General features: G+C 71.7%; 14 protein-coding genes. 6 read left to right on the top strand and 8 right to left on the bottom strand.

Going from position 1 to position 13,177, the window contains the following annotated elements; genetic code table 11:
• Window positions 1-47: 47 nt before the first annotated feature.
• Complete coding sequence (locus tag ACWC2B_RS00730) at window positions 48-371, top strand: nuclear transport factor 2 family protein (RefSeq protein WP_450714259.1); 324 nt, start codon at window positions 48-50, stop codon at window positions 369-371.
• 53 nt (window positions 372-424) lie between these two features.
• On the opposite strand, the gene ACWC2B_RS00725 is transcribed toward ACWC2B_RS00730, so the two are convergent.
• Window positions 425-1,303: a PhzF family phenazine biosynthesis protein gene (locus ACWC2B_RS00725; protein WP_450714258.1), complete on the bottom strand. Its 879-nt coding sequence runs from the start codon at window positions 1,301-1,303 to the stop codon at window positions 425-427.
• A 65-nt stretch (window positions 1,304-1,368) separates the two neighbouring features.
• Window positions 1,369-2,130 (bottom strand): SDR family oxidoreductase, encoded by a 762-nt coding sequence (locus ACWC2B_RS00720; RefSeq protein WP_450714257.1) that lies wholly within the window; start codon window positions 2,128-2,130, stop codon window positions 1,369-1,371.
• 189 nt (window positions 2,131-2,319) lie between these two features.
• Here ACWC2B_RS00720 and ACWC2B_RS00715 point away from each other — a divergent pair, with 189 nt between their 5' ends.
• Both ACWC2B_RS00715 and ACWC2B_RS00710 read left to right on the top strand, forming a co-directional pair.
• Window positions 2,320-3,660 (top strand): Bcr/CflA family multidrug efflux MFS transporter, encoded by a 1,341-nt coding sequence (locus ACWC2B_RS00715; RefSeq protein ID WP_450714256.1) that lies wholly within the window; start codon window positions 2,320-2,322, stop codon window positions 3,658-3,660.
• Between the two features lie 9 nt (window positions 3,661-3,669).
• Window positions 3,670-4,689: a small ribosomal subunit Rsm22 family protein gene (locus ACWC2B_RS00710; RefSeq protein WP_450714255.1), complete on the top strand. Its 1,020-nt coding sequence runs from the start codon at window positions 3,670-3,672 to the stop codon at window positions 4,687-4,689.
• Here ACWC2B_RS00710 and ddaH read toward each other — a convergent pair whose 3' ends face one another.
• Window positions 4,690-5,532, bottom strand: a complete 843-nt coding sequence (gene ddaH, locus ACWC2B_RS00705) for a dimethylargininase (RefSeq protein WP_450714254.1) — start codon at window positions 5,530-5,532, stop codon at window positions 4,690-4,692.
• 133 nt (window positions 5,533-5,665) lie between these two features.
• Window positions 5,666-5,851, bottom strand: coding sequence for a DUF6243 family protein (locus tag ACWC2B_RS00700; RefSeq protein ID WP_450714253.1), 186 nt, complete (start codon window positions 5,849-5,851; stop codon window positions 5,666-5,668).
• A 186-nt stretch (window positions 5,852-6,037) separates the two neighbouring features.
• Here ACWC2B_RS00700 and ACWC2B_RS00695 point away from each other — a divergent pair, with 186 nt between their 5' ends.
• Both ACWC2B_RS00695 and ACWC2B_RS00690 read left to right on the top strand, forming a co-directional pair.
• Window positions 6,038-6,703: a TetR/AcrR family transcriptional regulator gene (locus ACWC2B_RS00695; RefSeq protein WP_450714252.1), complete on the top strand. Its 666-nt coding sequence runs from the start codon at window positions 6,038-6,040 to the stop codon at window positions 6,701-6,703.
• 161 nt (window positions 6,704-6,864) lie between these two features.
• Window positions 6,865-7,602 (top strand): bifunctional DNA primase/polymerase, encoded by a 738-nt coding sequence (locus ACWC2B_RS00690; RefSeq protein ID WP_450714251.1) that lies wholly within the window; start codon window positions 6,865-6,867, stop codon window positions 7,600-7,602.
• 87 nt (window positions 7,603-7,689) lie between these two features.
• Here ACWC2B_RS00690 and ACWC2B_RS00685 read toward each other — a convergent pair whose 3' ends face one another.
• Genes ACWC2B_RS00685 through efeO form a run of 4 tightly spaced genes read right to left on the bottom strand, consistent with a single transcriptional unit; the run spans window position 7,690 to window position 11,981 of the window.
• Window positions 7,690-8,661, bottom strand: a complete 972-nt coding sequence (locus ACWC2B_RS00685) for a hypothetical protein (protein ID WP_450714529.1) — start codon at window positions 8,659-8,661, stop codon at window positions 7,690-7,692.
• A complete protein-coding gene (efeU, locus tag ACWC2B_RS00680) occupies window positions 8,549-9,523 on the bottom strand; it encodes an iron uptake transporter permease EfeU (protein ID WP_450714250.1) in 975 nt (324 codons plus the stop codon). The genes ACWC2B_RS00685 and efeU overlap by 113 nt, the downstream gene beginning before the upstream one ends.
• A 26-nt stretch (window positions 9,524-9,549) precedes the next feature.
• The gene (efeB, locus tag ACWC2B_RS00675) at window positions 9,550-10,809 is read right to left on the bottom strand and encodes an iron uptake transporter deferrochelatase/peroxidase subunit (RefSeq protein ID WP_450714249.1); all 1,260 of its coding nucleotides are present in this window, start codon (window positions 10,807-10,809) and stop codon (window positions 9,550-9,552) included.
• Between the two features lie 26 nt (window positions 10,810-10,835).
• The gene (gene efeO, locus ACWC2B_RS00670; protein WP_450714248.1) at window positions 10,836-11,981 is read right to left on the bottom strand and encodes an iron uptake system protein EfeO; all 1,146 of its coding nucleotides are present in this window, start codon (window positions 11,979-11,981) and stop codon (window positions 10,836-10,838) included.
• Window positions 11,982-12,213: 232 nt separating this feature from the next.
• Here efeO and ACWC2B_RS00665 point away from each other — a divergent pair, with 232 nt between their 5' ends.
• Window positions 12,214-12,888, top strand: coding sequence for a PhzF family phenazine biosynthesis protein (locus ACWC2B_RS00665; protein WP_450714247.1), 675 nt, complete (start codon window positions 12,214-12,216; stop codon window positions 12,886-12,888).
• The last annotated feature ends 289 nt before the right edge of the window (window positions 12,889-13,177 follow it).

The raw sequence follows: 13,177 nt of genomic DNA, 5'->3' as shown, positions 1-13,177 counted from the left end.
GGGGTCCTGGGGGACGAATCGTTCCGTACCGACCGGGAGACCAGACCGTGACCATCGCCCTCGACAAGCTGACCGAACCGGCTGTCCGCGCCTTCGTCGGCGCGCTCAACTCCGGTGACCGCGAGGCCTTCGCCGCCGCCCTGACACCCGGGGCCACCATGTCCGACGACGGTGCGGACCGCGACGTCGCCGACTGGACCGAGCGCGAGATCTTCTCCTCCGGCGGCCACATGGACGTCGAGAAGCAGACGCACGACGGGCTCGGCCTGGTCGCCAACTACCGCAACGACACCTGGGGCGAGATGCGCACCGCCTGGCGCTTCACCGTCGACGGCGGCAAGGTGAGCCGCTTCGAGACCGGCCAGGCCTGACCCGCCCCGGGTTCACGCGCCCCGAGTGCCCGCCAGGCCCGACCCGCCCAGGGTCAAGAAGGGATACGCGCACCCGCGCCGCTCACCCGCACCCGGGCGTCGCCCGCGCGCAGCGTCACGGTGAGCACGCCGGGGCGGCCGAGGTCCTCGCCCTGATGGAGCGTCAGCTCCGACTCCTCGGCGACCAGGCCGAGTTCCCGCGCGTACGCCCCGAACGCGGCCGCCGCGGCGCCCGTCGCCGGGTCCTCGACGACCCCGCCGACCGGGAACGGGTCGCGGACGTGGAAGACCGACTCCGAGGCGCGCCACACCAGTTGGACGGTGGTGAGGTCGAGCCGGTGCATCAGCGCCGTGAGCCGGTCGAAGTCGTACGACAGGTCGGCGAGGCGCTCGCGAGTGGCCGCGCCCAGCACGAGATGGCGGGCTCCGGCGAAGGCGATCCCGGGCACGATCGCGGCGTCGAGGTCCTCGGCCGGCCAGTCGAGGGCGGCCAGCGCCTCGGCGAGATCCTTCTCGTCGACGGCCTCGGAGTGCGGCTCGACGCTGGTCAGCGTGGCGCGCAGGCCGCCGGTCGCGGCGTCCTCGGCGACGGCCACCGGGACCGTACCGGCGGGGGTCGCGAACACCAGCTCCCCGGTGCCGATCCGCTCGCCCAGCGCGATCGCCGTCGCCACGGTGGCGTGCCCGCAGAACGGCACCTCGGCCTTCGGGCTGAAGAACCGCAGCGTGAACGCCCGCCCCGGCTCGCCGAGCCCCTGCGGCGGCGCCGTCAGGAACGCCGACTCGCTGTAGCCGAGCTCGGCGGCGATCGCCAGCATTCCGGCGTCGTCGAGCCCTGAGGCGTCCAGGACGACCCCGGCCGGATTGCCCCCGGCGGGGTCGGCGGAGAAGGCGGTGTAGCGGAGGACCTCGGGCTGCGCATCGTTCGTCATGATCGCCTCAACTGCCGCCCTGGGCCGCCTATTCCGGCCACCGGGGAGGGCTCGGACGCGGACTGTCAGCCCCGGCCGATGTACGGCATCGCCGTGGCGAGCACCGTGGCGAACTGGATGTTCGCATCGAGCGGCAGCTCCGCCATGTGAAGCACCGTCCGCGCCACGTCCCGCGCGTCCATCACCGGCTCCACCGCCAACTCCCCGTTGGCCTGCGGGATTCCGGTCTGCATGCGCTGCGTCATCTCGGTCGCCGCGTTGCCGATGTCGATCTGTCCGACGGCGATCCGGTACCGGCGCCCGTCCAGGGACAGCGACTTGGTGAGCCCGGTCATCGCGTGCTTCGTCGCCGTGTACGCCACCGAGTCCGGCCGCGGAGCGTGCGCCGAGATCGAGCCGTTGTTGATGATCCGCCCGCCCTGCGGCGCCTGCTCCTTCATCGCCCGGTACGCCGCCTGCGCGCAGAGGAACGCCCCGTTCAGATTCACCTCGACCACCGAGCGCCACGCCTCGTACGACAGGTCCTCGACCGGCACCCCGCCGGGCCCGAACGTGCCCGCGTTGTTGAACAGCAGGTCCACCCGCCCGTACGCGGCCCGCGCCGCGGCGAACAGCGCGCCGACCTCGTCGGGGGAGGTCACATCCGTGGGCAGGCACAGGACGCGGGCTCCGGCCCCGGCCAGCGCCGCGGTCTCCTCCAGGGCCTCGGCACGGCGCCCGGCCAGGGTCACCGACCAGCCCGCGCCGGCCAGCGCGAGGGCCACGGAACGGCCGATGCCGGACCCGGCACCGGTCACGACGGCAGACTTCTGCGAGGTGATGTCCATGGGCCCGGAGCGTACGGGAGCGGCCCTCCCGTGAGACCGCCCGTCCGCGATGTGGGAGCCCGCGCGCCGCCCGGGGGAGTCGCGTCCGGGTGTGACCCGTCCCTCCTTTCCCGTACCTCCCGACTGGTCCCGTCAACCGGGTCCGGCTGAGAACATGGTTATTCGATTCAACTTTCAGGAGAGAAACCGATGCCGGAGCGCGGCGGACAGGACACCCAGAGCCACATATCGACCACGGCCGACGCGAAGACCCCCGGCGCCGTCGCGATCGCCGCCGTCCGCCGCACGAGTCTCCTGGTCACGCTGGTGCTCGGCGGTCTCACCGCGCTCCCGCCGCTCTCCATGGACATGTACCTGCCGGCGCTGCCCGAGGTCACCGACGCGCTGCGCTCGCCCGCCGCGACCGTCCAGCTCACCCTCACCGCGTGCCTGGCCGGCATGGCGCTCGGCCAGCTCGTCGTCGGCCCGATGAGCGACAAGTGGGGACGCCGCCGCCCGCTGCTCATCGGCATGGTCGTGTACGTCCTGGCCACCGCGGTCTGCGCGTTCGCGCCCAACGTCGAACTCCTCATCACCTTCCGGCTGTTGCAGGGTCTGGCCGGCGCCGCGGGCATCGTGATCGCCCGCGCCGTGGTGCGCGACCTCTACGACGGCGTCGAGATGGCCCGCTTCTTCTCCACCCTGATGCTGATCTCCGGCGTGGCCCCCGTGGTGGCCCCGCTGATCGGCGGACAGGTGCTGCGGCTGACCGACTGGCGTGGCGTCTTCGCCGTGCTGACCGTGATCGGTGTGCTGCTCACCGCCGTCGTATGGAAGTGGCTGCACGAGACGCTCCCCGCGGACCGGCGCCACTCCGGCGGCGTCGGCCAGGCCCTGCGCACCATGGGCGGCCTGCTCAGGGACCGGGTCTTCACCGGCTACATGCTCGCGGGCGGCCTCGCCTTCGCCGCGCTGTTCGCCTACATCTCGGCCTCCCCTTTCGTGGTGCAGGAGATCTACGGCGCCTCCCCGCAGACCTTCTCCCTGCTGTTCGGCCTGAACTCCGTCGGCCTGGTCGTCGTCGGCCAGATCAACGGCAAGCTGCTCATCGGCCGGGTCAGCCTGGACAAGGCGCTCGGCTTCGGGCTCGTCGTCATCACGCTGGCGGCAACGGCGCTGCTCCTCATGACCTCCGGGGTGTTCGGCGAGGTGGGCCTCGCGCCGATCGCGGCCGGTCTCTTCGTGCTGATGTCGGCGATGGGGCTCGCCATGCCGAACACCAACGCCCAGGCCCTGATGCGCACCCCGAACGCGGCCGGTTCCGCGTCCGCCCTGCTCGGCACCTCCTCGTTCCTGGTCGGCGCGGTCGCATCCCCGCTGGTCGGCATCGCGGGTGAGGCGACGGCCGTGCCCATGGCGGTCGTCCAGCTCGCCTCGGCCGTCGCCGCCCTGCTCTGCTTCCTGCTCCTGTGCCGCCCCTGGCAGCGCAGGAACGAGCCCCTCACCGCGGCGGCCGAAGACCCGGCGCGGCACCATGCGCGGCAAAAGTAGACTCCCCCGGTGAACCACTCCCTCCCCATCCCGGACGTCCTGCGCTCGGCCCTGGCCGGACTGCTCGACGGCCTTCCTCCCTCGCAGGCCGCGGGAGCCGTCGACCGGCTGATCACCCACTACCGCGGCGTCGTCCCCACCCACGCCCCGGTACTGCGCGACCGCTCCGACGTCGCCGCCTACGCCGCGTACCGGATGCCCGCCACCTTCGAGGCGGTACGCTCCGCGCTCGACGCGTTCCGGGACGCGACCGGGGAGTGGACGCCCGCCACGCACACCGACATCGGCGGCGGCACCGGCGCCGCGAGCTGGGCGGTCGCCGAGGCATGGGAGGACGCGGGCACCCCCGTGGCCACCACCGTCCTGGACTGGGCGGAGCCCGCGCTCGCCATCGGCCGCGAACTCGCCGAGGCCTCCGGTCTGCCCGGCCTGCGCGCCGCACGCTGGGAGCGCGCCCGCATCGGCTCGGCCCTCACCCTGCACAGCGCCGACCTCGTCACCGTCTCGTACGTCCTGAACGAGCTCACCCCCGACGACCGCCGCACCCTGGTCGACGCGGCAGCCGGCGCGGCGACCGGTGCCGTCGTCATCGTCGAGCCGGGCACCCCCGACGGCTACGCCCGCGTCATCGAGGCGCGCGACCGGCTCATCGCGGCCGGGCTGCACGTAGCCGCGCCGTGCCCGCACAGCGTCGCCTGCCCCATCGAGCCCGGCACCGACTGGTGCCACTTCTCGGCCCGGGTCAGCCGCTCCTCGCTGCACCGCCAGGTCAAGGGCGGCTCACTGGCGTACGAGGACGAGAAGTTCAGCTACGTCGCCGCCACACGGTTCGCCCCCGACCCGGCATCGGCCCGGGTCACCCGGCGGCCGCAGATCCGCAAGGGGCAGGTGCTGCTCGACCTGTGCACGGCCGAGGAGCAACTGCGCCGCGAGACGGTCAGCAAGCGGCACGGTTCGCTGTACCGGGCGGCCCGGGACGCCGAGTGGGGCGACCCCTGGCCGCCCCATCCCGCGGAGCCGGCCTCCTGATCAGGAACGCAGTTCCTGGGTGCAGCACTTCACACTGCCGCCTCCCTTGAGCAACTCGCCCAGGTCCATGCCGATCGGCTCGTACCCGCGTGCGCGCAGCGGGTCGAAGAGGCCGATGGCACCCTGGGGGAGCAGGACGTGGTGTCCGTCGCTCACCGCGTTGAGCCCGAGGGCGGCCGCGTCCGGCTCCTCGGCGATCAGCGCGTGCGGGAACAGCCGGGACAGCACGGCCCGGCTGCCGGGGGAGAAGGCCGGCGGGTAGTACATGATCTCGTCGGCCGAGTCGTCCAGGACGCACAGGGCCGTGTCCAGGTGGTAGTAGCGGGGGTCGACGAGGTCGAGGCCGATGACCGGGCGGCCGAAGAACTCCTGGGCCTCGTCGTGCGAGAGCGGGCTGGAGCGGAAGCCGCGCCCGGCCAGCAGATACGAGTCCGTGACGGCGAAGTCGCCCTCGCCCTCGTTGATGTGGGACGGCTCGTGGACGGTGGTGAAGCCGTGCGTACGGAACCAGTCGAGGTGCACCTCGGCCTCCGCCGCGCGCTCCGGATGCGCGAAGCGGGCGCCGAGCACCCGGTTGTCGATCACGGTGGCTCCGTTGGCGGCGAAGACCATGTCGGGCAGGTCGGGCCGGGGGTCGAGCAGCTCGACGGTGTGGCCGAGCGAACGGTAGCGATCGCGCAGGTCCTCCCACTGGGCCAGGGCCAGCGGCAGGTCGACCGGCTTGTCGGGGTCCATCCAGGGGTTGATGGAGTACGTGACCTTGAAGTGTGCCGGTGGGCACATCAGATAGCGCCGGGGTCGGGCGGTTCTCTGCGTGGGGAAGTCACGGGCTTCACGAGGCAATGAGGGCTCCTCACGGGCGACTTGGGCTGCACGGGCGCGCAACCGCGTGCAGCCCATGGTCCGCCGTGACGGGCGTCCGCGCAGTGAACCGTCCGGGTGTTTTTCACCTGGCCCGCCCGGTTCATCCGCGCGTTCACGGCTCTTTCGGTGCCGTGCGCCCCTCCTTCAACTTCCGTAGCAGCTCGCGCTTCTGGGCCAGCGGGTCCACCCCGCCGCCCGGGCCGTGGCCGCCGCCGGCCGCGCCGCGCAGCGCCTTGCGTGAGAGCCGGCTCCGGGTGCCACCGATGCCCAGCATGTTTCCCGCTCCGCCTCGGGTCATGACGTACCTCCTTGTGCAGGTGACGCGGCTCGCGGGCCGCGCCGGAACTCTTCGATGCCCCGGGCTCGTTCGCACAAGCCCCGGACCGAGACGGTTCGTCTCGCCTCGTGCTACGAGTCTGAACGAGACGCTTCGTCTTGTCAAGAGACGATACGTCTCGCCTCGTTGTGCGGCTAGAATCGGCCCATGGCAGAGAAGGCGGAGAACTCAGGCAAGGCACAGAAGTCGCGGAACGTGGAGAGGCCGGAGCAGTCGGAGGCCAAGGCGCCCGACTCCAGCCGCCGCAGCGAGCGTTCGCGCCGCGCCATCTATGACGCGGCCCTCGCGCTCGTGGGGGAGGCGGGGTACGGCAGGACGACCATCGAGGGCATCGCGGCGCGGGCCGGCGTGGGCAAGCAGACGATCTACCGCTGGTGGCCCTCCAAGGCCGAAGTCCTCCTCGAAGCCTTCCTCGAACGCGGCGACCGAGCCGCCGCGAGCGACCCCGCCCTCCCCGACACCGGCGACCTCGAAGCGGACCTCAAGCAGGTGCTGCGCGCCACCGTCGACGAGCTCACCGACCCCGGCTTCGAGGCGCCGTACCGCGCACTCGCGGCCGAGGGAGTCATCGACCCCGACCTGGGCGCCCAGTTCGCACGCAAACTGCTCGAACCCGGACTCCAGCTCTACGTCCACCGTCTCCGTGCGGCGCAGGACGCCGGCCAGGTCGACCCGGACATCGACGCCCGCACCGCCGTCGAACTGCTCGTCGGCCCGCTCACCCACCGCTGGCTGCTGCGCACGCTCCCGCTCACCCACGCGTATGCGGACAGCCTCGTCGAGTACGCGCTGCGCGGAATCGCCGTGCGCTGATCACGCGGACGTCGTCCGTCGGCCATGGGCGGGTCATGTCACACACCCCGGATGTCAGGTGCGGTCACCCGGGGAGCAGGATGGTGGGACGATGTTCCTCGTGGACAAGAGTCCCAAGTGGATGAAAGTCCCTCGGGGTCGACGGTGAGGTGAGGGGATAGATGGGCGCTGAGTTCGGCCGTTCCCGCGGCGAGGAGAGCAAGCTGTCCCGCTGGCTGCGCAGGCGGCCCAAGGACGCTCCGGGCGCGGACCAGGGCCGGCTCGGCCTGCTGCTGGCCGTGGCCGCCGCCGACCTGCCCCTGGCGCCCGCCGCCCACCCCGTCGGTTACCGATGTTCCTGTGAGCGGATGGGGTGTCCCACGCCCGCCCGCCACCCCGTCTCCTTCGCCTGGCAGACGCAGTCCACCACCGACCGCGCGCAGATCGAGCGCTGGGCGCTCGGCCAGCCCGAGGCCAACTTCATCACCGCCACCGGCATGGTCCACGACGTGCTCGACGTGCCGCTCGAAGCGGGGCGCGAGGCGCTCGCCCGGCTCCTCTCCGAGGGAATCGACGTCGGGCCCGTCGCCGAGGCCGCCGGTGACGGCGACCACGGGCGCATGCTCTTCTTCACCGCGACCCGGGGTACGCCCGAGGACGAGGACGAGTGGTGGCCCTGCGAGCTCGACTGCCACCCCGAGACGATGGACGAGCACCCAGGGCTGCGGTGGCACTGCCGGGGGAGCTACGTTCTCGTGCCGCCCGCGCGGCTCCCGGGGGAGCTTGAGGTGGGGTGGGTTCGGGGGCCGGAGCATGCGCTGGTGGATCCGCTGACGTTGCTTGAGGCGTTGACGGATGCGTGTGCGCGGTATGCGGGGGGCGCGGGGTCCCACGCGGTGGCTTGGCCGCTGGGCCGCTAGGCCCCGCCCCGCCGGGGGTGCGATCCCCGGGTGCGGCCCGTGGCTGGACATCGGGTTCAGGGGCGCGGGGAACTGCGCAAACACCCCCTACTCCCCCTTGACCGCCACCAGCCCCTGCACCCGGTTCGCCACGACGACCCTGCCCTGCGTCGGGACCAGGGCCAGTTCGTTGGAGATCCACTCTCTCGTCAGGGAGGACTTCACCTCGCCCGTCAGCAGGGCCTTCTCGTCGGGGGAGATGTCCAGGCGGACGCCCTTCGCGGCGGTCTGGCGCTCGAAGTGGCGGGCGGCGAAGAAGACCAGGGCGCGGTCGTCCGTGGTGCGCAGGCCCAGCGGGGCGAAGTCGCCCTCGCTCAGGGGCTGATCGAGGAACTGGCTGATCCGGCCGGACCGTACCGAGTTCTTCTGGCGGGCGTCGCGCCAGCCGCTGGTGTGCTCCCCGTCCGCGAACACGGGCGGCTTGCCGTCCTGGAGGTAGGAGGCGTAGTCCGCGCTCAGGTCCTTCGGGGCGACCGCGAGCGAGGGGTCGTCCGGGCGCACCGGCTCGGCCCAGCCGTCCTTGTCCGTCTTGAACGTGGGGACGTCCTTGACGCCCAGGATCGACAGATACGCCAGCTTCCAGACCTGTTCCGGGCCGCTGCGTGTGAAGAGCAGCAGCCAGCGGGTGTCGGTCGGCCCCTTGTCGTCCTGGTCGCGGTTGGAGTCCGTGTCGGCGACGAACCAGCGCGGCCAGCCGGCCTGCTTGGGGATCGTGTACCTGGCGTCGGTCAGTCGCAGTTCCGAGTGCTGGGCGTTGCCGCCGGGGCTCGTCACATGGCGGGCCGTGAAGCCCGCCTGCGTGGTGGCCCCGAACGCGCCGGTGACCCGGCCCGCGTCCAGGGCCGGGTCGTACGCCTTGTCCGCCTTGTTGTAGGCGTCGGTGAACGCGGTGAGCGCCTCGGCGGCCTCAGCCTTCGTCGCCGACGGTACGACTTCCCGCTCCCCGTGCACCGTCACGCAGCCGCTCGCGGTCACCGTCAGTACGGTCGCCGTCGCGAGCCCCGCCACCAGCCGACTCACCCGTCTCATGAACCGCCTTCTGCCCCTCGACCCTCGTAGTCCCCTCGGACTTCCGGAACCCTACCGGGGCGAAGAAGAACACGAGCGTGGGGATCAGGTACAGCGCCCAGACCACCACCTGGACGACGGTCGGGTCGGGCTGGAAGTTGAAGACGCCCTTGAGCAGGGTGCCGTACCAGCTGTCCGGCTCGATCGTCGAACTGATGTCGAAGGCAAGGGAGTTGATGCCCGGCAGGAAGTCCGCCTCCTGGAGGTCGTGCACTCCGTACGCGAGGACGCCGGCCGCGACGACCACCAGCATGCCGCCGGTCCACGTGAAGAACTTCGCCAAGTTGATCTTCAGGGCGCCGCGGTAGAACAGCCAGCCCAGGAACACCGCGGTGGCCAGGCCGAGGAGGGCGCCGATCATCGGCTGGAAGGTGCCGTTCTCGGAACCGGCGGCGTGCACCGACGTCCACACGAACAGCGCGGTCTCCAGGCCCTCCCGGCCGACCGCCAGGAACGCGGTCGCCACCAGCGCGCCGGTGCCCATGCGCAGCGCCGAGTCGAGCTTGCCCTGGAGCTCGGTCTTCAGGTGCCGCGCGGTGCGCCGCATCCAGAACACCATCCAGGTGACCAGGCCGACGGCGATGATCGACAGCGAACCGCCGAGCGCCTCCTGGGCCTTGAACGTCATCTCCTGCGAGCCGAATTCGAGCCCGGCGCCGAACGCGAACGCCACGACGACGGCCACGGCCACGCCGATCCACACCGGCTTCAGGGCGTCGCGGCGGCCGGTCTTCACCAGGTACGCGACCAGGATGCAGACGACCAGGCTGGCCTCAAGCCCCTCGCGCAGGCCGATCAGATAGTTGGCGAACATGTCTCCCTCTCAGCCATGTCTTCGTCTCAGCCGAAGAGTCCCCGGCCCCACCAGTCGCCCTTGTCGCGGACGCCCGGCGGGATCGCGAAAATCGCCGAACCCACGTGCTGGATGTATTCGTTGAGCGCGTCATGGCGCGCGAGGCTCCGCTGGATCGGCAGGAAGCCCTTGCGCACGTCGCGCTGGTAGGCCAGGAAGAACAGGCCCGCGTCCAGGCGGCCGAGGCCGTCCGTGCCGTCCGTGAAGGAGTAGCCGCGGCGCAGGATCCGTACGCCGTCATTGGAGTCGGGGTGCGCCAGGCGCACGTGCGCGGTCGGCTTCATCGCCTTCAGGAACGGCTCGTCGCGCTCCTTGGCCTTGCCGACCGGGGCGCCCTCGCCCTTGTCGCGGCCGAAGACGTCCTCCTGCTCCTGGAGCGAGGTGCGGTCCCAGGTCTCGATGTGCATCCGGATGCGGCGGGCCACCAGGTAGGAACCGCCGGTCATCCAGTCGCTGCCGTCCTTCGCGCCGACCCAGACGTGGTCGTCGAGGGCCTTGGCGTCGGTGCCCGAGACGTTCCGGGTGCCGTCCTTGAAGCCCATCATGTTGCGCGGGGTCTGCGCGTCCGGCGTCGTCGAGGACGTCTTGCCGAAGCCGAGCTGCGACCAGCGGATGGCGACCTTGCCCATGCCGATGCGGGCCAGGTTGCGGATCGCGTGCACCGCGACCTGGGGGTCGTCCGCGCAGGCCTGCACACACAGGTCGCCGCCGCTGCGGGCCGCGTCCAGGTTGTCGCCGGGGAACTGCTCGATGTCGACCAGCGCCTCGGGCCGCTTGGCATCGAGGCCGAAGCGGTCCTTGGCGAAGAGGGAGGGGCCGACGCCGAAGGTCAGGGTCAGCCGGGACGGCTTGAGGCCGAGCGCCTCGCCCGTGTCGTCCGGCGGCGCCTCGGCGAGACCGCCGTACGCGCCCTCGCCGACGGGCTTGCCCTCGGTCATCGCCGCGGCCGCCGCCGTCCAGTCCTTGAGGAGCTGGACGAGTTCGGCGCGGTCCTTCGTCGTCACGTCGAACGAGGCGAAGTGCAGCCGGTCCTGGACGGCGGTGGCTATGCCGGCCTGATGGTCGCCGTGGAACGGCACCGCGGCCCCCGTGTCGGCGGCCGGCACCGCGTCGCCGCCGCCCTTGACGACGGCCACCGCGCCGCCGGCCGCGGCCGCGCCAAGGGCGAGCCCCGCGCCGCCCCAGCCGAGCAGCGCCCGGCGGGAGGGGGACCTGCCGGGGCCGGTGGCCTCGGTCGTTTCGCTCATGACGGATCTCCTCCTGGCTTCGGGCGTTACTTGGTGACGGCGGCGGCGAGCTTCGACAGCGGCTCGGCGAGCGCGTTCACCGTGTCCGAGAGCTGCTTGCGGTCGCCCGCGCCGACCTTGTCGTACGCGGTGAAGTCGTAGGAGTTCTTGTCCGTGCGGTACTTGTCGAGCAGCGTGTTCAGGGCCGCGAACTGCTTGTCCAGCTCGGTGGTGAGCGCCGCGTCGTTCTTCGAGGCGACCGGCTTGAGCAGCTCGTACGCCTTCTGCGCGCCCTCGACGTTGCCCTTGAAGTCGGACAGGTCGGTGTGGCTGTAGCGGTCCTCCTCACCGGTGATCTTGCCGGTGGCGACCTCGTCGAGGAGTTCCTTGGCGCCATTGGCCATCGAGGTCGGGGTGATCTCGGCGGTGCCGACCCGCTTCTGCCAGTCCGCAAGGTCCTTGTCCAGCTCGGTGGCGAGATCCTTCTCGTCCTGGCCTATCTTGCCGTCGGCCCAGAGGGACTTCTCCAGGCGGTGCCAGCCGGTCCACTTCTGGCCCTTCTCCAGGCCGTCCTCGCGGGTGTCCGTCTTCGGGTCGATGTCGCCGAAGGACTCCGCGACCGGCTCGGTACGCTCCCAGCCCAGGCGCGAGGGGGCGAACGCCTTCTTCGCGGCGTCCAGGTCGCCGGCCCGCACCGCGTCCGTGAAGACCTTGACCTTGGGCAGCGTCTCGTCGGCCTGCTCCTGCGCGTACTTGCGGTACTCGGCGACGGCGGTGTCCAGCTGGGGGTTGCGCTTGGCGGTGGTGCCGCCGGTGACGTTGACCTTCTGGCGGATGCCGTCGCCCTTCATGCCGGGCTTGCAGGCGACCTCGTAGGAGCCGGCCTTGACCTCGGCGGTGAGCTGCTGCTTGAGACCCGGGCCGATGTTCTCGCGCTCGGCGACGATGCGGTCGTCCGGGAAGAGCAGGTAGACCTCGGTGACCTTGGAGCCCTTGTTCTCGATGTCGAACTTGACGTGGCCGGCCGGGAAGTCGGTCTTCGAGAGCTTGCAGGAGGTGTCGGTGGCGGTCACCTGGATCGCGTCGGCGGAGCCGCCGGACTTGGCGTCGCTCTTGTCGGCACAGCCCGTGACGGCGGTCAGGGCCGCGACGGCAGCGGCGGCGGTGACTACGGAGGTACGGACGGGTCGCATGCGGGCTCCACGCTGGGTTCAGGGTCGACCAGGTCGACTGAGGCGGACCTAACTTAACCGAGCCTTACCTCACCGATACCCACTGGGTGCGTGATTCAGCTCTCACCGGTCACGGAGGGGTCACGTATCGCGTCTCAACGGTCACGGACCGGTCACGTATCGCGGACCCTCTCGACGAACAGGGCCGTCCCCGACCGCTGGGTGCGGCCCCGCCTGCTGCTTCAATGCGTCCGTGAGTGAACGAGACGTACTGATCGACGTGCTCCGGGTCTTCTGCGGTCCCGACGGCCGGCACGGCAACGCCCTCGGAGTGGTGCGCGAGGGCGCGGACGTGCCCGGCGAGGCGGCCCGGCAGGAGCTGGCACGCCAACTCGGCTTCAGCGAGACCGTGTTCGTGGACGACCCCGAGCGCGGCGCCGTCGAGATCTACACCCCGGGGCTGCGCCTTCCGTTCGCCGGGCACCCCGTGGTCGGCGCCGCGTGGCTGCTCGACCTGGACGTCCTCGAACTGCCGGTGGGCGACGTCTTCGCCCGCCAGGACGGCGAGTTCACCTGGATCACGGCCCGCGCCGACTGGGCCCCGCCGCGAACTCTGCGCCAGTACGCCTCGGCCGCCGAGGTGGACGCGCTGGCGGTCCCCGAGCCGGGGGAGTGGATCTACGCCTGGTCCTGGGAGGACGAGGCGGCGGGCCGAGTGAGGGCGAGGGCCTTCCCGGGCCGGGGCGACGGCATCGACGAGGACGAGGCGACTGGAGCAGCCGCCCTCCTGCTGACCCATCACCTGGGCCGAGCCCTGAACATCACCCAGGGCCGGGGTGCCCAACTCCTGACGGCCCCGGGCCCGAACGACACGATCGAGCTGGGCGGACGCGTGCTGCTGGAACGCACCATGACCAGCGCCCCGTAAGGGAGCGCGACCAGCGGTACTGGGTGCCCTGCAGGGGTGCGGGGCCGTGACATGTGCGGCTCCGCCGCGCGGGCGCAAGCAACCACGCACGGCCCGCGGAGGGCATCAGGTTTTGGGGGCGCGGGGCCGTGACATGTGCGGCTCCGCCGCGCGGGCGCGAGCAACCACGCACGGCCCGCGGGGGACATCGGGTTGAGGGGCGCGGGGCCGTGACATGTGCGGCTCCGCCGCGCGGGCGCAAGCACCCCCAACCGCCCCGCACCCAAAAATCCGCCCCCCCCCGCGGAGC

This window comes from Streptomyces sp. NPDC001415, from assembly GCF_053597395.1.
The sequence above is the reverse complement of the archived record's forward strand: the minus strand, read 5'-3'. Positions and strand labels throughout refer to the sequence as shown.

Bases quoted from the DNA above. Each gene is read 5' to 3' on its own strand.
- ACWC2B_RS00690 (WP_450714251.1), top strand. From the start codon at position 6,865: ATGGGCGCTGAGTTCGGCCGTTCCCGCGGCGAGGAGAGCAAGCTGTCC.
- efeB (WP_450714249.1), bottom strand. From the start codon at position 10,809: ATGAGCGAAACGACCGAGGCCACCGGCCCCGGCAGGTCCCCCTCCCGC.
- ACWC2B_RS00720 (WP_450714257.1), bottom strand. From the start codon at position 2,130: ATGGACATCACCTCGCAGAAGTCTGCCGTCGTGACCGGTGCCGGGTCC.
- ACWC2B_RS00700 (WP_450714253.1), bottom strand. From the start codon at position 5,851: ATGACCCGAGGCGGAGCGGGAAACATGCTGGGCATCGGTGGCACCCGG.
- ACWC2B_RS00725 (WP_450714258.1), bottom strand. From the start codon at position 1,303: ATGACGAACGATGCGCAGCCCGAGGTCCTCCGCTACACCGCCTTCTCC.
- efeO (WP_450714248.1), bottom strand. From the start codon at position 11,981: ATGCGACCCGTCCGTACCTCCGTAGTCACCGCCGCCGCTGCCGTCGCG.
- efeU (WP_450714250.1), bottom strand. From the start codon at position 9,523: ATGTTCGCCAACTATCTGATCGGCCTGCGCGAGGGGCTTGAGGCCAGC.
- ACWC2B_RS00715 (WP_450714256.1), top strand. From the start codon at position 2,320: ATGCCGGAGCGCGGCGGACAGGACACCCAGAGCCACATATCGACCACG.
- ACWC2B_RS00695 (WP_450714252.1), top strand. From the start codon at position 6,038: ATGGCAGAGAAGGCGGAGAACTCAGGCAAGGCACAGAAGTCGCGGAAC.